The organism is Pseudomonas sp. LBUM1664 (assembly GCF_059695895.1).
Window position 1 is genome coordinate 5,442,569 of sequence record NZ_CP166791.1, and the last position, 17,738, is coordinate 5,460,306.

Sequence of the window (17,738 nt, forward strand, 5' to 3'; positions counted from 1 at the left end):
CTGTCCCCCAAATTTGGCACTGATTCGAGAGTGTTTTCAGCCACCCTCCATCGGTTTGCCGGAATTCAATTGGCCATGTTTTAGCTTTGGCTTGGCCCCCCTTGCGTGACCAGGCAACCGGAGCCCCATGCTGGTTTGACCAGTGCAGGCGTGAATGAACCTGAATTGGGTCCATGTGCGCCACGACAATATCGCCTTCGGTGCGATATGAGTGCTGATCTGGGTTGTGTCGGGGCGTTAGGGGTGGCGTCCGGGTTGAGATGGTGTGGCGTAGGTGCGTCTACGGTGCTTTCAGTTGAAAGTCGTCGAGAAATAGACGGTGTTTTTTAGGTGCGGATTAGGGCTCGCTGAGTGCTCAGTGGGTGCTTATAAGGGTTGGGTGAGTGTGGTGCGGGGCGTTCCTGGGTTTATATGGATCGGTGATGGTGCCGGTCGGGGCAGAGCGCGCACCCAAAGCACCCAAACTGCCAAGAAGGATGTTGACGGAGGGAAGCCTGCTCGGTTCCCTCCGAAAATAGCTGAGTTGTCCGAGAATTTTGCGGAACAGTTTCGTGTGTCGATCATCACGAGAGGCGACACGTTGCTGCACCTGATTGACCACTACATACGGCGAACCTTCGACAACGGGCGGAGGATGCCGCCTCAAGTTTGCAAAAGGCTATCGACCTCTTCCCCGTTGTTAGCGAAGGGCTTCGCTACCCCGTCAAGGTCACCAGGAGCGCCGGGAAATCTCTACCTTGCGCTCAGAAGCAAAGGTGGTGGCACAGACTCGTTGGCCTGGCTGATGGAAATCGAAACGGGGCAGCTATCCGCATATTGATTCCATTGATTGGCCAGGCGGGTGCAGAACAGATGCTCGATGCGCTGAATAAAGTGCAGGAGGTTTCGGATGAAAGTGCGGCCGGGCATACCGTCTTGCGCAACTAAACCGGTTGCCATCTATGCGGCAGCAGTTCGGCAATCGCACTCGCCCGCTGCGTCGGCAGGCGCGTGAGGACGTCCTTCAAATAAGCATACGGATCATGTCCGTTGAGCCGTGCCGATTGGATCAAGCTCATGATCGCGGCTGCACGTTTGCCACTGCGCAGTGACCCAGCGAACAGCCAATTTTTGCGACCTAACGCCCATGGCCGAATCTGGTTCTCGGCCCAATTATTGTCAATGGGTACGGCACCGTCATCGAGATAGCGCGACAGCGCCGTCCAACGTTTGAGGCTGTAATCCAGAGCCTTGCTAATAGCCGAGCCGTCGTGCACGAGCTGGCGCTGGGCGATCATCCAGGCATGCAAAGCGTCCATCACCGGTACGGCTTTTTCTTGCCGTATTCGGCGGCGTAAATCCGGTTCCAGGTCGCGGACTTCATGCTCTATTTCGTACAGCCGCTGGATGTACCTCAAGGCCTGCTCGGCAAGCTGGCTCTTGTTGGTGGCGTGCAGCTCGAAGAACTTGCGCCGCGCATGAGCCATGCAGCCGATCTCGGTCACGCCGAGTTCAAAGCTGGCCTTGTAGCCGCCAAAATCATCGCAGACCAGCTTGCCCTTCCAGTCTTGCAGGAAGTTGCGGGCGTGTTCTCCGGCGCGGCTAGGGCTGAAGTCGTAAACCACCGCCGCCAATTCCGAGAACTGGCTGGTGGCGTAGGCCCAGACATAGGCTCGATGGGTTTTCTTCGCACCCGGCGTGAGCATCTGCACCGGCGTTTCATCGGCGTGGATTACGCCATGTTCGAGGACAGTATTACGCAGGGCATCGACCAGCGGCTGTAACTGCACGCCACAGTTGCCGACCCATTGCGCCAGGGTCGAACGCGCGATAGCCAAACCGGCTCGACCAAAAATCGATTCCTGGCGATAGAGCGGTAGATGGTCGGCGAACTTCGCGATCATGACGTGGGCCAGCAGCCCCGCGGTCGGGATGCCTTTGTCGATGACCTGCGCCGGAACCGGTGCCTGGATCAGGGTTTCGCACTGATCGCAGACCCACTTGCCACGGATGTGCCGCTCAACGGTGAACACGCCCGGCGTGTAGTCGAGTTTCTCGCTGACATCCTCGCCGATACGCTTGAGAGCGCAGCCGCACTGGCAATGGCTGTTGTCGGGTTCGTGGTGGATCAGAGTGCGCGGAAACTGCGGCGGCAAGGCGGTGCGTTTAGGTTTTTGCCGAACCTCGGTCGAAGCGGGAGCAAGTTTCAGCGCTTCAAGTTCAGCCTCGATGGCCGCAATGTCGGTGTCGATCAGGTCATCGAGCAGGCTGGCTTGATCCGGGCTCAGTTGCTCGCTGCGCTTGGCAAACTTGAAGCGCTTGAGTTGCGCAATCTCGTGGGTCAGCTTTTCGATAACCGTTTGGTCGCGGTGGATCTTCTTACCCATTGTCTCGATTTTCTGATCGAGACTCTCGACACGCTGCATCAACTGCGCCGCCAGAGCACGCAGTTGTTCAGGGTTTAGTTGGTCGAGATTGGGCAGTGAAGTCATGCCGCCGATTTTGCCAGAGCAGGCTAAAACCGACGATAGGCTCATCGGACAATTGCACGGCCTGGGTGGCCATGGCAGGTGTTATACGATGGAAATCGCGCTGCCAGGCCCGACTCTTTGCCAAGGCAAACCCAGCACCAGGGCATGTAGCTGTTCGGCACCCAATTCTATCTGAGAGCCGTGTCGAGAACCCGGCCAGAAGAACTTGCCTTGATGCAGGCGGCGCGCTACCAGCCAGATACCCAACCCGTCGTGCACCAGCACCTTGATGCGCGTGGCGCGGCGATTGGCAAACAGATAAGCACAGTGCGGCTGCGCCGCACCGAACACTGCAACCACCCGCGCCAGCGCGGTTTCGGTGCCGGCGCGCATGTCCATCGGCTCGGTGGCGAGCCAGATGGAGTCGATGCGGATCATCGCAACAGGTCTCGCAGAAAGGTGGCGCAGGCAGCGGCGCTTTCGGTCGGCCAGTTCACTTTCACGGTGCCGCGCGGGTGTGGGATTTCGAGGCAGATAGTCGATGACGCGGCTTGCGAATTTGCTCCGGCTAACTGCAAGGGCAGCGGAATGAAAGCAGGTTGCAGCGCCATGGCTTTCTGCGTTTGCACTCGAATCCATTTATGGACGAGGTTCGCGTTGAGGCTGTGGCTCAGCGCAACGCTGGCAATCGAGGCCCCGGGCTGGGAGCACTCTTGAATGACCTGGGCCTTGAAGGATTTGGAGTAGGAACGGCGTTGTGGCTGCATGAAAGACCCGCTTAAAAGGCTAGAAATGGTGTCCACTTAAATCAGGTGGACACCATCGCCTTTGGCGTCGGGGTCAGGAAGGTGTGTTGGCCGGACGCATACGAGAGGTCCACCTGCTCTCGGCGAGAGCCTTCAGCTTGCGGGACAAATCCAACGCATGCCGTAAAATTGAATATCAAGACCCTCTACACGGAAAAATCATCTGACAACACGCCAGACATTTGCTCTTTAATTTTCAGTCCGTACCAACCATTCTCCACCAGAGTTTGTAATGACAAAACAACTAAATTAAAGCCAAATTGCGATATTTCAAGAAGCTTTTTGAAATCCTCGTTTAAGCTTTGATCCATGATTTCATTTTTCATAGGATGGTGCACTCTGTACCCACCGTGCACAAAAGAACTTCGGTAGTCGTACATTTCACGCAAGCGTTTCTTCAACATTCCTTTGCCCTGAGCATCTAGTTCTAAGAGTGTTGAGATCCGTTCAACTAGATTAGTGAACCCTTCTCCTACCTTTGTACCACAAATGGCCTCTAGCGCATGAAATGCCCAAATAACCCAAACTACATCCGCATCTGCCCCACAGCAAATATTCAAAACTGAAAAAATTGCTTTCTCTACGCCAGACTCCGCTCTTTGCCTGACCCCCATATTGAGTTTCTTGTACCAATAAACAACTGATGACAGAGGCAATATTCGAGGCGCGAAGATTGAATTCCCTGCCAGCAAACTTCTAAACCCTGACTCAAAACAATCCGCTGAAAGTCGTAATTCAGTAATTAGCCCTCTTCCAGCATCGATACGTAGGCCAAGAAAATCGCATACACCTGGGCGAGCAATATTTAGGATAAAAAAAACATCGTACAGGAACTGCTCAACAAAATAGCTGGTATACCATTGCTGTCGACCAAGATCCCCATCAATTTCCAAAGTTACCTTTACCACAAACTCCAATTCTGGAAACAAAGCAGATTCGATTTGCTCCACGGATAACGTGCGACTTAGCTCCGCGACATTGAGCGATTCAGTATCGATTTTGTACGCTTCAACAAAAGGGGAAAAATCGCACTCAATATTAACTTTTACGTCGCCATGCATATAGTGCCAAGGGCCAATTACGCTGATGGCTTGCTTCAATAATTCCATATCTCCAGACTTAATCTCCTCCCGCCGCTCATGCTCATCTAAGCGCCCCCATCCCCTCCTGCGAACCGTCACCAATGAAACCGCCACGCTACCTCCCCTCACGCCAGTTATAATTTAGAAGATATACCATCAGCTCCTGGGGGATCAATCGTGAAGAATGAGCGACTGCAAGAGAGCACTTCTCCCCTCGGTCATTTCAGAGAAATGGGAAATTTGGGGCAGTCGATGACGAGTATTAGTCGTGAAAGGCATCATTCGACGTCTCCATGAGAGCTAGGGACCATTAAAAGAAAAGCCAGCGGCAAAATGAAGAAACCCAAATTTAAAGCTTTGCTTGTATGCGTCGGAATCGCAGCAATTGGCGCATCAATCTACGCTGTAGAGCATCGATAAGGGCCTAATCTTAGCTACTTAATCGCCCTGCAAAAGTTTCCGCATGCGAAACCTTTTACGGGGCTCGATCATAGAACTTTACCTTCCGAGCGGGTGTGAACCTAGCCATGGAAGACAGCTTTAGCGTGGATTGGACCCATGGATTCGCAGAGTGCTGAAACGATTTGCTGTGGACATGAATCATTCGCCCCCCGGGCTAGAGGAGCCAACGCGCATACTTGATGGGCACATCCGTGGGAGCAGTCATTACGAGAGGCGGTTATCGGCCGATTGTGTTGAAAAAGTCGACCGGATCAAATGGTAATGCATTGAGTGGTAAAAACTTCATTTTTGTACGCTTCTACGTAAAATCTGAGTCCTGATCCTTCTGCGCGTAGTGTGGATTTCAATCTCAGACGCGTACTTTTCTGACCCAAAAACCGAAGCCGACTTTTTCAACACAATCGGCCAATAGCAGACCTTCGACGTGCTTGGGAGCCCAGGGCGATTCATTGCGGGTGATCTCGAATGCAGCATGTGGACCAAGCTAAATTAGCAGCCTGGGTCAAAATCGCATCAGCGCCAACAACCTAGTGTGGTGTTTCAGAAGTACCACTGAAAATCTGGACTAAGCTCTGTAGAAACACACTCATCCAGAGTTGTGTATCGACGTGGGCCGACCAGCGACTGTCATTACCCTATCTGAAACTGAAAATGCGGAGCTGCTACGCCGGGTCAAGCTCCGCAAAGGCGCCCAGTAAGCACGTCTGCGGGCCGAAATAATCCTCGCTTGTGCAGCCGGCGAATCTGGCAATGACATTGCTCAGCGCTTGGGTACCAGCAAGGATGTCGTATCGCGGTGGAGGCAGCGTTTCGCTAAGTTGGGCTTGTTGGGCTTGAACGATGAACCGCGCTCTGGCCGGCCACGCACGATTTCGGATGAGCAGGTTCAGCAAGTAGTAAATCAGGTGCTGCAAGGTAAGCCCGACGATTCCAGCCACTGGAGTACGCGCCGCATGATCCGCGAGACGGGCCTTTCTCCTGCCAGCATCATGCGTATCTGGCACGCGTTTGGGATCAAGCCGCATCTGGAAAAAACCTTCAGACTTTCCACCGATCCGTTGTTTGTCGACTAGGTTCACGACATCGTTGGGCTGTACTTGAATCCGCCCGAGAGAGCCTTAGTACTGTGCGTTGATGAGAAGAGTCAGATTCAAGCCTTGAACCGCACACAACCTGGTTTACCCCTATCGCCGGGCAATCCTGCAACTCGCACGCACGATTACAAACGACACGGTACGACCTCTCTGTTCGCTGCTCTGGATGTAGCAACCGGTGAGGTCATCGGCCGCTTAAAGCGTCAACATCGCAGTACAGAGTTTCTTGCCTTTCTGAGAGAGATCGATGCGTCGGTACCTGCCGAAATGCCGATTCATCTGATCATGGATAACTACGCAACGCACAAGACCGACAAAGTCAGAGCCTGGCTTGCGGCGCGTCCGCGGTTTGAACCTGGTGGAACTTACAGGAGCACACTGGCATTATTGCGAACATCGACCCAACGTGGACTTAGACTAAGCGGCCGGTTGGCAGTGCGTCCAGTTGTCGCCGTTCGGCGGGGACATTGTTGATCCCAATAGCTGCCGTTCAATCCGCTTGCGATGTGTTCCTAGTTGGACAGTGCTCCGGTCAGCGACGAAAAATTCGTATCCTCAAAAGTGGTCCTTCATTTGCACCAACCTACCAGCGACGCCCAAGCAGCCCCTGCGCCCTCTCGAAATTTGACGAGCTGGGCAGGAATTGTGTCCCTTATCTATATCGTGATCGTCTTGGGCGCGCCGCTCGTCGTAAAACTCGGCGTCTGCAGTAACAGCACGGCGCACGTTTTCTGCTGGTTTCTGCCAAGTACGGCGCTCACCGAATTCGATAAGTGGGGATCCTACTTGTCGGGGGCATTGGTGCCGTTGTCGCTTGTATGGGTGGGCCTCGCGTTTCGATTGCAGCAGCGCCAGTTACTTGACCAGGGTCGACAGCAGGCTCGCGCCTCGGAGATTGCCTTTGAATCCCAGCGGATCGCCGACCGACAGGCGCTGAGCGCGCTAGCGCCGACCTATCTGACACGGATGGATGCAGCGCTTCGGGATTTTGCGGAGCTAATCAATAGCAACCTCTATCGATCGACCGAAGGAGAAGTTGGAGGGCGGGTCCCCGATGCGGAGGTGGCGACGTCGATGTCGGCTGTTGGCTCGGTTTTCACTACTTATCACAACCGTCTAATCGGTCTCGCGAGGGGCGAGCTAGGCGACGAGGAAGTCCATGATCTGAAGCAGTTATTTATCGACAGCGACATGTCAGACTACCTCGACTTCTTCTTCGAGCCGTTCAACGAGTTTGAGCGTAGATGTCGCAATCTCGACTGCATGATCCTTATGCCGCCTCATGTCCGCTCGATGGCGGGATCGATCAAGTGGAACTTCCTGCGGTCAACTTGGCGCTGGCATCCGGACCAAACCGAGCGGCTTCGCCTCGCGCACCTAGTTGGGTGGACGGCCAGCGAGTTGGAGGCTCGATTCGCCGAAAATCCGGAGGATGAGGCGTGGGTCCCGTACGACGCCGAACGCGAACACGAACGTCTTGCCAGTCAGCGCCGACGTCGCCGCGCGCAGCATGGTTCATGATAGGCAACGTCGCCGCATTCGAATTGTTTGGAACTTTCTGAGCTTGCCGTCGGCTCACTGGAAAGCGACCGAAAGCTAATGTGGTGTTTCAGAAGTAACGCTGAAAATTTGGACTAAGCTCTGTAGAAACACACTCATCCAGAGTTGTGTATCGACGTGGGCCGACCAGCGACTGTCATTACCCTATCTGAAACTGAAAATGCGGAGCTGCTACGCCGGGTCAAGCTCCGCAAAGGCGCCCAGGATGCACGTCTGCGGGCCGAAATAATCCTCGCTTGTGCAGCCGGCGAATCTGGCAATGACATTGCTCAGCGCTTGGGTACCAGCAAGGATGTCGTATCGCGGTGGAGGCAGCGTTTCGCTAAGTTGGGCTTGTTGGGCTTGAACGATGAACCGCGCTCTGGCCGGCCACGCACGATTTCGGATGAGCAGGTTCAGCAAGTAGTAAATCAGGTGCTGCAAGGTAAGCCCGACGATTCCAGCCACTGGAGTACGCGCCGCATGAGCCGCGAGACGGGCCTTTCTCCTGCCAGCATCATGCGTATCTGGCACGCGTTTGGGATCAAGCCGCATCTGGAAAAAACCTTCAAACTTTCCACCGATCCGTTGTTTGTCGACAAGGTTCACGACATCGTTGGGCTGTACTTGAATCCGCCCGAGAGAGCCTTAGTACTGTGCGTTGATGAGAAGAGTCAGATTCAAGCCTTGAACCGCACACAACCTGGTTTACCCCTATCGCCGGGCAATCCTGCAACTCGCACGCACGATTACAAACGACACGGTACGACCTCTCTGTTCGCTGCTCTGGATGTAGCAACCGGTGAGGTCATCGGCCGCTTAAAGCGTCAACATCGCAGTACAGAGTTTCTTGCCTTTCTGAGAGAGATCGATGCATCGGTACCTGCCGAAATGCCGATTCATCTGATCATGGATAACTACGCAACACACAAGACCGACAAAGTCAGAGCCTGGCTTGCGGCGCGTCCGCGCTACAACATCCACTTCACACCGACTTCGGCCTCGTGGCTGAATTTGGTCGAGCGCTTTTTCTCAACGCTGAGCGAGAAATGGATCAAGCGGCAAGCACACGTTAGCGTCAAAGATCTAGAAGATTCGATTGAGCACTACCTGGAAACTTACAACCAGAATCCGAAGCCGTTTCGGTGGCATAAGAAGGCAGAAGATATTCTCGCCTCAGTCGCTCGTGCAGCGCGAGCGCTGGGCAAGTGATTTTTCAGTGGTACTTCTGAAACACCACACTAGTCTCTCTAGCTTGCTGGAGCATAAGGCTACTAGCAGCAGCCCGTGATCGCCGTTATCCTGATTTCCATAATTTTCGCGCCACGGCACGGATGAATTCGCACCGATCTAGCAGGGATGCATAATGGAACTCAGGCTAGTATTCGCCGCAGCAATCTTCCTGGGCTCCTACCTTCCGCTCAGCATCATCCTGTTGGTTCAGGACTTGAAGGTCGACCTCTTCAGTAGGCCTTTTTGCTCAACGCTGTGGCAGATGTCGTCGGAGTGCGAGCTCCCTTTCAACAATTCTGGCCTTTCGATTGGATTTGCACTCTGCTGCCTAGCTTGCTTTCTAACCACCGTCTTTGTGATCTGGTGTAAGCAAGAGCCTCAGAGCATTACTATCATTGAGTCAAAACAAATTCCAACCGACCTGATCAACTACGTAGTGCCCTACATCGTCTCGTTCATGAGTCTTGAATACTCACAATTGACCAAAGTGTTGGGCTTTACGCTATTCATGATGTGGATCTTTTGGCTGTCCTACAAAACCGGTCAAGTCGTCCTCAATCCAATTCTGATTATCCTGGGTTGGAAGCTGTACGAGATCAAATACACGTACCAGAACAGCCCAACTGAGCGCGTAGATAAAGCCTTGGCCAAAACTGAGTTCAAGCCCGCCACCAAGGTCACCATCGACGTCGAATTCATTCAAGAAGTCATAGTAAAAAGGGATTAGCCATGGCAGTGCTACAGGATCTACACGATTTTGATCTCGAACAAGCAACGGTCAATTTCTGGATATTCAGGCGATACACAAAAGGCACGCCACCAGAGCCCAAATACACGGGTAAATGGGTAAGCCTGGATAATGGGCTCAAACTGGCATTGAAGTCGACGGCAGCGGCCTTCAAAGCGGCGCTCACTGAAACGCTTGAATACGGGTTGCTCGCTGAAAACAATCAATCGAGCGCGCTCACAATTCCGCAGGACGAAACCCATGCAGCCAAGTTCGTCGCGGAGTCGCATGACCAGACTCCTGCCAAGCGAATCTCCGAAATGGAAGAGCTGGCCAACGCCGAATTCTACGTGGTGAAATTCTCCAGTGCTCAGGGCAATCTGTACTGCGTGCGCAAGACGGATTCCACATGGAAGACCAAGAAGCGAGCTGGCGCCATTCACACCTTTTTCAAATCCAAAACGCTGAAACTTGATGAGGCGCCCAGCTTTCACATCGCGAAGGACTTCGACATGGCGGTGCTGGAAGACACCATATTCATCAAACACAAACCCAGCTTTGAATCGATATTGAGCCACAAGGCAGCCCACCAGGAAGACTTTAGTCAGCTCCTAGCTCAGGCTGATTTCCAAGCGCTTTTCACCACTACCGACGCGGTGAGCGCCTACGTTGGGACAAATGCAATGCAGCTTCGTAGGGCTTCGGCCATCAAGATGAAGGGTCATTATCTCGACGCAAGATTCATGGGTAATCTGCGACGCGAGCACGCTAATTTTGGCCTAAACATCCCCTTCCAAGCTGACGGAAAAATCGAGCCTACGCCAGAAAGCTGCCCTGATATTTTCAAAGCACTACTGGATCACCGGCTGAAATCTCACTTCTCTGAAAAGATCTATGACGTTCAGAACACCGCTGAGACAGGGATTTGAGTGTTGATAAGGGAGGGCCACACGTCCTCCCTTTGATAATTACCCTATGCCCGGACGGCAAAACTCCTCAAGCCTCGGACCCAAGCCCTCTTGACGTAGATCAGTCCACTTTCAGAGGAGCAGGCAAGCAGTTGCACAATCCGGAATCGCCCCGCTCATGATTACAAGGATGACTACATACGAGGTCGCGGGAGAAATGGGTTCGTGGTGCAGCCCAAGCTCAGTCCGGTAATACCTTCCAGGCAGCCTGATCCCGATCACAGCGGCCGTAAACCAGCGTCAGATCGACGTATTCACTCGCCATTTTGTAGACGGACTTGAGCCGAAGCTTGAAACTCCACGAGTCGCAAAGGTGTACACGAACGCACTTATGTTTGCACTTCCACTCGTCAAGGGGGAAGTCAACATCGCTGAGTTCATGCTTGTTGAAGGACTGAGGGTGTTGTACCCGAAGCTCCATGCAGCAATTCGCGACAACGCAGATTTGTTTTTACAGGGGGAGCCCCGCGAAGCTTTGCGAGGTTTGGAACAATCTCCGTCCGCCGTTAATCGACTCCTCGAAACCGCAATGCCGGGGTCTGCTTCAGAAGAGCGAGGCGAGGTGCGAGAGCGACTTTTGAAACCTCTTTTTCCGCGAATCAGCAATATGATGTACGGGGGAGATTGGGAGGAAGGTGGGGTAACGAGCGTAGAATCTGTTCGAGCCGTTATTTCAAACGCTACTTCGCTTACGGGGTATGCGTCCGGGCATCCCGTCTTGCACCCTGGGAGAGCAGGAAAACAGAGGTAACACATGGGTCAGTTCGTATAATTACATTAGACGGTGTTTTAACTGATTTCTGTCCCCCAAATTTGGCACTGATTCGAGAGTGTTTTCAGCCACCCTCCATCGGTTTGCCGGAATTCAATTGGCCATGTTTTAGCTTTGGCTTGGCCCCCCTTGCGTGACCAGGCAACCGGAGCCCCATGCTGGTTTGACCAGTGCAGGCGTGAATGAACCTGAATTGGGTCCATGTGCGCCACGACAATATCGCCTTCGGTGCGATATGAGTGCTGATCTGGGTTGTGTCGGGGCGTTAGGGGTGGCGTCCGGGTTGAGATGGTGTGGCGTAGGTGCGTCTACGGTGCTTTCAGTTGAAAGTCGTCGAGAAATAGACGGTGTTTTTTAGGTGCGGATTAGGGCTCGCTGAGTGCTCAGTGGGTGCTTATAAGGGTTGGGTGAGTGTGGTGCGGGGCGTTCCTGGGTTTATATGGATCGGTGATGGTGCCGGTCGGGGCAGAGCGCGCACCCAAAGCACCCAAACTGCCAAGAAGGATGTTGACGGAGGGAAGCCTGCTCGGTTCCCTCCGAAAATAGCTGAGTTGTCCGAGAATTTTGCGGAACAGTTTCGTGTGTCGATCATCACGAGAGGCGACACGTTGCTGCACCTGATTGACCACTACATACGGCGAACCTTCGACAACGGGCGGAGGATGCCGCCTCAAGTTTGCAAAAGGCTATCGACCTCTTCCCCGTTGTTAGCGAAGGGCTTCGCTACCCCGTCAAGGTCACCAGGAGCGCCGGGAAATCTCTACCTTGCGCTCAGAAGCAAAGGTGGTGGCACAGACTCGTTGGCCTGGCTGATGGAAATCGAAACGGGGCAGCTATCCGCATATTGATTCCATTGATTGGCCAGGCGGGTGCAGAACAGATGCTCGATGCGCTGAATAAAGTGCAGGAGGTTTCGGATGAAAGTGCGGCCGGGCATACCGTCTTGCGCAACTAAACCGGTTGCCATCTATGCGGCAGCAGTTCGGCAATCGCACTCGCCCGCTGCGTCGGCAGGCGCGTGAGGACGTCCTTCAAATAAGCATACGGATCATGTCCGTTGAGCCGTGCCGATTGGATCAAGCTCATGATCGCGGCTGCACGTTTGCCACTGCGCAGTGACCCAGCGAACAGCCAATTTTTGCGACCTAACGCCCATGGCCGAATCTGGTTCTCGGCCCAATTATTGTCAATGGGTACGGCACCGTCATCGAGATAGCGCGACAGCGCCGTCCAACGTTTGAGGCTGTAATCCAGAGCCTTGCTAATAGCCGAGCCGTCGTGCACGAGCTGGCGCTGGGCGATCATCCAGGCATGCAAAGCGTCCATCACCGGTACGGCTTTTTCTTGCCGTATTCGGCGGCGTAAATCCGGTTCCAGGTCGCGGACTTCATGCTCTATTTCGTACAGCCGCTGGATGTACCTCAAGGCCTGCTCGGCAAGCTGGCTCTTGTTGGTGGCGTGCAGCTCGAAGAACTTGCGCCGCGCATGAGCCATGCAGCCGATCTCGGTCACGCCGAGTTCAAAGCTGGCCTTGTAGCCGCCAAAATCATCGCAGACCAGCTTGCCCTTCCAGTCTTGCAGGAAGTTGCGGGCGTGTTCTCCGGCGCGGCTAGGGCTGAAGTCGTAAACCACCGCCGCCAATTCCGAGAACTGGCTGGTGGCGTAGGCCCAGACATAGGCTCGATGGGTTTTCTTCGCACCCGGCGTGAGCATCTGCACCGGCGTTTCATCGGCGTGGATTACGCCATGTTCGAGGACAGTATTACGCAGGGCATCGACCAGCGGCTGTAACTGCACGCCACAGTTGCCGACCCATTGCGCCAGGGTCGAACGCGCGATAGCCAAACCGGCTCGACCAAAAATCGATTCCTGGCGATAGAGCGGTAGATGGTCGGCGAACTTCGCGATCATGACGTGGGCCAGCAGCCCCGCGGTCGGGATGCCTTTGTCGATGACCTGCGCCGGAACCGGTGCCTGGATCAGGGTTTCGCACTGATCGCAGACCCACTTGCCACGGATGTGCCGCTCAACGGTGAACACGCCCGGCGTGTAGTCGAGTTTCTCGCTGACATCCTCGCCGATACGCTTGAGAGCGCAGCCGCACTGGCAATGGCTGTTGTCGGGTTCGTGGTGGATCAGAGTGCGCGGAAACTGCGGCGGCAAGGCGGTGCGTTTAGGTTTTTGCCGAACCTCGGTCGAAGCGGGAGCAAGTTTCAGCGCTTCAAGTTCAGCCTCGATGGCCGCAATGTCGGTGTCGATCAGGTCATCGAGCAGGCTGGCTTGATCCGGGCTCAGTTGCTCGCTGCGCTTGGCAAACTTGAAGCGCTTGAGTTGCGCAATCTCGTGGGTCAGCTTTTCGATAACCGTTTGGTCGCGGTGGATCTTCTTACCCATTGTCTCGATTTTCTGATCGAGACTCTCGACACGCTGCATCAACTGCGCCGCCAGAGCACGCAGTTGTTCAGGGTTTAGTTGGTCGAGATTGGGCAGTGAAGTCATGCCGCCGATTTTGCCAGAGCAGGCTAAAACCGACGATAGGCTCATCGGACAATTGCACGGCCTGGGTGGCCATGGCAGGTGTTATACGATGGAAATCGCGCTGCCAGGCCCGACTCTTTGCCAAGGCAAACCCAGCACCAGGGCATGTAGCTGTTCGGCACCCAATTCTATCTGAGAGCCGTGTCGAGAACCCGGCCAGAAGAACTTGCCTTGATGCAGGCGGCGCGCTACCAGCCAGATACCCAACCCGTCGTGCACCAGCACCTTGATGCGCGTGGCGCGGCGATTGGCAAACAGATAAGCACAGTGCGGCTGCGCCGCACCGAACACTGCAACCACCCGCGCCAGCGCGGTTTCGGTGCCGGCGCGCATGTCCATCGGCTCGGTGGCGAGCCAGATGGAGTCGATGCGGATCATCGCAACAGGTCTCGCAGAAAGGTGGCGCAGGCAGCGGCGCTTTCGGTCGGCCAGTTCACTTTCACGGTGCCGCGCGGGTGTGGGATTTCGAGGCAGATAGTCGATGACGCGGCTTGCGAATTTGCTCCGGCTAACTGCAAGGGCAGCGGAATGAAAGCAGGTTGCAGCGCCATGGCTTTCTGCGTTTGCACTCGAATCCATTTATGGACGAGGTTCGCGTTGAGGCTGTGGCTCAGCGCAACGCTGGCAATCGAGGCCCCGGGCTGGGAGCACTCTTGAATGACCTGGGCCTTGAAGGATTTGGAGTAGGAACGGCGTTGTGGCTGCATGAAAGACCCGCTTAAAAGGCTAGAAATGGTGTCCACTTAAATCAGGTGGACACCATCGCCTTTGGCGTCGGGGTCAGGAAGGTGTGTTGGCCGGACGCATACCTTACGGGGTGCCTGAAGGAGACATAGATGCACAGATCCATCAAGAGGTCATCGCCCAGCAAGCGCGGCAGCGGACTACCCCGCATGCGGTAGCCGCTATAGCCGTTACAGTTCAAACTCCTAGCAATCGTGTAGATTCAGTTACCGGTGAGCCTAGAAAGGCGCCCTTGAAGTTGCTGCATGTATTTATCACCAGCACCAGATTCAATCGCCTCTTTGCAATGCGCAACAGCGGCGGAAATGTCCGGGATCGCCTCAGCACATTTGCTCATGAGTTCGTAATAGCTTGCGATTCGGCCTGCCGCCTTTTCATCTCGCTTGGCAGACTCAAGCGCCTCACGCGCGACATCTAATGCCAAGCTCGCTTCTGTTAGTTCGAGCAACGCTTGACTCTTGCGATAGAGGAGCCAGTGATCCTTCGTTTCGGGCGCGAATTTTTCGCAAACGTCTAGGGCCCTAGCAGGCATGTCGGCAGCTAGGAATGCTTTCATAACAGCTCTTACCGAGAACGCGTTCAAGCTTCCCGCGTCGACCAATGCGTCCGCGAAAATCATTGCGGACGCATTTAGTCGACTCGCTAACTTTAACTTGTCGGCGCTCTTGGCAGACTGCGCAGTGTTTGAAAGCGCCTCACACGCGCTCGTCCATTGCTTACGATCAATTGACTCGGGCGGCACAGTCAGAAGTTCTGGCATGGCATCTGCCAGTGAGATAGTGGCCTCACTATGCTCATATCCGAACTTTGAGGTGAATGCCAGAAACGCTTCGTAGAACTGATCTAGCCCGTCCAATGCCGCAATCGCGATCACGTCCGACACCTGCTTGACTTTGCTAGGATCAGCCGATACCTCAGCAAGCACTTTGGGATATGAACGCAAACGAGCAACCGCAGCGAGTGAGACACGAAGAGGGACGGCTGACGAGCCGCTGAGAAGTCTTTCAACCAGCCAAACCATTGAAGCCTCGCCGGCTCCTTTCATTCGAGCGTCAGCTTCTCTTTGAGTACCCAAATGAGCGATTTGGCCATGAGCAGCATGCCATTCCGGCCGGTGAGCCAGAATCTCTTGAAATGAGTTGAGCGCTTCGACAACCATGCCAGAGCGACGCATGGCTTTACCACGATGATGAAGCAACTCGATCTTCAGCTCATCACGCACTCCAGCATCAATGACCGACTGATATTCGTGCGCGCACTCCTTGTAGTAGGTTTGGCGCGCCGCATTGTCATCGATTGTGTAAGCGAAATCCTCCTTCGCATCTACGATGCAGAGGACTTCCGCCAGTGAGGACTTTTCCGTGATTGGCAATTCGTATAGCTTTGCAGCGATCTCTGAACGAGCATCACCACCGGCCTGCATGAGGGCATACATTAGCCAATCTGGAGCCCTGGCGCCGCGTAAGTGATGGATCTCCATCAATTGCAACTCACACAGGTGAATCTGGCGGATGGCACTAGACAGCATCTCACCAGCCCCCTCAGCGACATATTTTTCAATGGCATCAGAGACAGGCTGAGCATCTGGTACTGTCCTTACAGCATCACAAATCAAATCATGAACTTTCAATAGCCCAGGAGTCGTCGCCGATTGGAGAATCGAGAGACGCTGAAGGTTGATCGATGCAGTCTGCCTGATAAACGTCCCGAGGAACCGCGCGTCGTGCGTTCCTGACATGGAGTTGGCAATCTTAACAAGAGCTTCTAACGAGTGCGTGTCGAGCCTGCTGAGAACTTCACGCATAATGAACGTTCCGTCTTGGCTTGACAGCAGATCTGGCTTTTCTAACACCTCCCTGTAGAAGGATTCTTTGTCTATACCGTTTACCTTACACACGCTTCGCGTTGTCGCGAGGATAAGTGGTGAAAACCTGCAAACCTCGACATACCTGCGTGCGAGCTCACTGAGCTTCCGAGCGTCTTCACCCAACACTTTGACCGCAGTCTCGAATGAGAGCGCCGGTGCAGGCACGTAATACTTACTCCCAGGCGAATTTAGGGTCGATGTCACAAGAACAAGGCCACCTGAAGCCAAACCTGGTTGTAGCTCCTCGAATGTCGATTCATCGACGACCCAATCCAAGTTGTCGATCACGAGTAATGTGGGGTAGGAGTTAAAGGCTCCGGCAACGTTAAAGGGAGTACCGCCACGGGAGCGCTTTATTGAACTCAATGAAGCACTCTTCTTCAAGTCCTCCCCATAAATCCAAATGTAGTTTCCAATCTGATCCACGTACTGTCGAACGTAATCAATAGCCGCTTGGGTTTTACCTGTGCCACTCAGGCCGTGCAGAACGCATATACCTAGTCCTGATTCCAGCTGCTTACGTACTACATTCAAAACTGAATCATCGGATTGATGATTTTCGCACCTGCTCGGGATGCGCCCGTAGTACTCGTAATTCTCTAAATTCTTTGCAAAGTCAGGAAAGAAATCTCCAAAAAAGGCGCCGTCACTAGGATTTGCCACGGAAAACTCGTATACGAGCTTCGCCAATTCGCGCGCGTCGAGAATATTAACGATGCCTGCGTATTTCTGGCCGTGGTCACTTTTTAGAAATTTAGCGCGGAAGGATTCCGGTTCCTCTTGGCTAGCGATGAGATAAATCTTCTTGGGATTTCCATGTGATAGAGCATGATCGATGTCCTTCGCGACCTTCTTGAAGACGGGGGGCTCATGCTCCCCCCCGGCATTTACGAAGTAGCCCTTCTCGGCGCTATATTCGCCAATGACATCACCGCTTTGGGCGAAAGTGTCGACGGTGTATCCCACTGGGCGATGGTCGGCGTTCAATCCATGATGAACAAGTCGTTTATCTTCGATGAGCTCTATGAGGCGGTGCCCAAACAGCTCAAGCGATGATGCATCGATGGAGACGATTTCATCAATGAGGCTCTTGATAATGCGCTTTTTGATAGGCTCAGATTGCATATGAAATCCGGATTATTTGGATAGATGACATGCAGGTTCGCGTGTTCTTTCACCGATCGCAACTCCGTTGAGGAGCGAAATCAGGTTGCTGACGAAGCCGGGAGGCATAGCGTGCCGCACAGCGCAGCACCGTTGGTGGCCTATTCAGAAGCATTTGCAGGCGACTAGCTGTTTTTCGCTGTGGCTTGTGGCCAGCATCTTCAATTCCTAACCAGCAGCTTTTAATTGATTGCACCCTTTACGGCTGCTAGCTATTGGCCGTTCTCTGCCGGTCATGTCCATGAAGCGTATTGGTCAAATCCGATGCAATCGCTGGTCAGTACGCATGCAA

General features: G+C 54.0%; 12 protein-coding genes and 1 pseudogene. 5 read left to right on the top strand and 8 right to left on the bottom strand.

Annotation, left to right across the window (positions count from 1 at the left end):
• Positions 1-923: 923 nt before the first annotated feature.
• The 4 genes from tnpC (ACA047_RS25415) to ACA047_RS25430 all read right to left on the bottom strand — a co-directional run bounded on the left by tnpC (ACA047_RS25415) (position 924) and on the right by ACA047_RS25430 (position 4,452).
• Complete coding sequence (tnpC, locus tag ACA047_RS25415) at positions 924-2,471, bottom strand: IS66 family transposase (protein ID WP_201189251.1); 1,548 nt, start codon at positions 2,469-2,471, stop codon at positions 924-926.
• Positions 2,472-2,552: 81 nt separating this feature from the next.
• Complete coding sequence (tnpB, locus tag ACA047_RS25420; RefSeq protein WP_201189253.1) at positions 2,553-2,888, bottom strand: IS66 family insertion sequence element accessory protein TnpB; 336 nt, start codon at positions 2,886-2,888, stop codon at positions 2,553-2,555.
• Complete coding sequence (gene tnpA / locus ACA047_RS25425; protein ID WP_207203826.1) at positions 2,885-3,217, bottom strand: IS66-like element accessory protein TnpA; 333 nt, start codon at positions 3,215-3,217, stop codon at positions 2,885-2,887. Before tnpA (ACA047_RS25425) ends, tnpB (ACA047_RS25420) begins: the two co-directional genes overlap by 4 nt.
• Positions 3,218-3,402: 185 nt before the next feature.
• A complete protein-coding gene (locus ACA047_RS25430) occupies positions 3,403-4,452 on the bottom strand; it encodes a hypothetical protein (protein ID WP_497354088.1) in 1,050 nt (349 codons plus the stop codon).
• Positions 4,453-5,408: 956 nt separating this feature from the next.
• Here ACA047_RS25430 and ACA047_RS25435 point away from each other — a divergent pair.
• The 5 genes and pseudogenes from ACA047_RS25435 to ACA047_RS25455 form a co-directional block, all read left to right on the top strand.
• Positions 5,409-6,245 (top strand): annotated as a pseudogene (locus ACA047_RS25435) (IS630 family transposase); the annotation flags it as partial.
• Positions 6,246-6,539: 294 nt separating this feature from the next.
• Positions 6,540-7,415 carry a hypothetical protein gene (locus ACA047_RS25440; RefSeq protein WP_497354090.1) on the top strand — a complete coding sequence of 292 codons (876 nt, stop codon included), beginning with the start codon at positions 6,540-6,542 and terminating at the stop codon, positions 7,413-7,415.
• Positions 7,416-7,571: 156 nt separating this feature from the next.
• On the top strand, positions 7,572-8,645 hold the full coding sequence (locus ACA047_RS25445; protein WP_497354092.1) for an IS630 family transposase: 1,074 nt from the start codon (positions 7,572-7,574) through the stop codon (positions 8,643-8,645).
• A 154-nt stretch (positions 8,646-8,799) separates the two neighbouring features.
• A complete protein-coding gene (locus ACA047_RS25450; protein ID WP_497354094.1) occupies positions 8,800-9,393 on the top strand; it encodes a KwaA family protein in 594 nt (197 codons plus the stop codon).
• Positions 9,394-9,395: 2 nt separating this feature from the next.
• Entirely contained in the window at positions 9,396-10,322 is a 927-nt protein-coding gene (locus tag ACA047_RS25455; RefSeq protein ID WP_497354096.1) for a Kiwa anti-phage protein KwaB-like domain-containing protein, read from the top strand.
• A gap of 1,762 nt (positions 10,323-12,084) precedes the next feature.
• Here the strand turns inward: ACA047_RS25455 and tnpC (ACA047_RS25460) are convergent.
• The 4 genes from tnpC (ACA047_RS25460) to ACA047_RS25475 all read right to left on the bottom strand — a co-directional run bounded on the left by tnpC (ACA047_RS25460) (position 12,085) and on the right by ACA047_RS25475 (position 17,407).
• Complete coding sequence (gene tnpC, locus ACA047_RS25460; RefSeq protein WP_201189251.1) at positions 12,085-13,632, bottom strand: IS66 family transposase; 1,548 nt, start codon at positions 13,630-13,632, stop codon at positions 12,085-12,087.
• 81 nt (positions 13,633-13,713) lie between these two features.
• Positions 13,714-14,049, bottom strand: a complete 336-nt coding sequence (gene tnpB / locus ACA047_RS25465; protein ID WP_201189253.1) for an IS66 family insertion sequence element accessory protein TnpB — start codon at positions 14,047-14,049, stop codon at positions 13,714-13,716.
• Positions 14,046-14,378 (bottom strand): IS66-like element accessory protein TnpA, encoded by a 333-nt coding sequence (gene tnpA, locus ACA047_RS25470; RefSeq protein WP_207203826.1) that lies wholly within the window; start codon positions 14,376-14,378, stop codon positions 14,046-14,048. Before tnpA (ACA047_RS25470) ends, tnpB (ACA047_RS25465) begins: the two co-directional genes overlap by 4 nt.
• Positions 14,379-14,617: 239 nt before the next feature.
• Positions 14,618-17,407 (bottom strand): tetratricopeptide repeat protein, encoded by a 2,790-nt coding sequence (locus ACA047_RS25475; RefSeq protein WP_497354098.1) that lies wholly within the window; start codon positions 17,405-17,407, stop codon positions 14,618-14,620.
• Between the last annotated feature and the right edge of the window lie 331 nt (positions 17,408-17,738).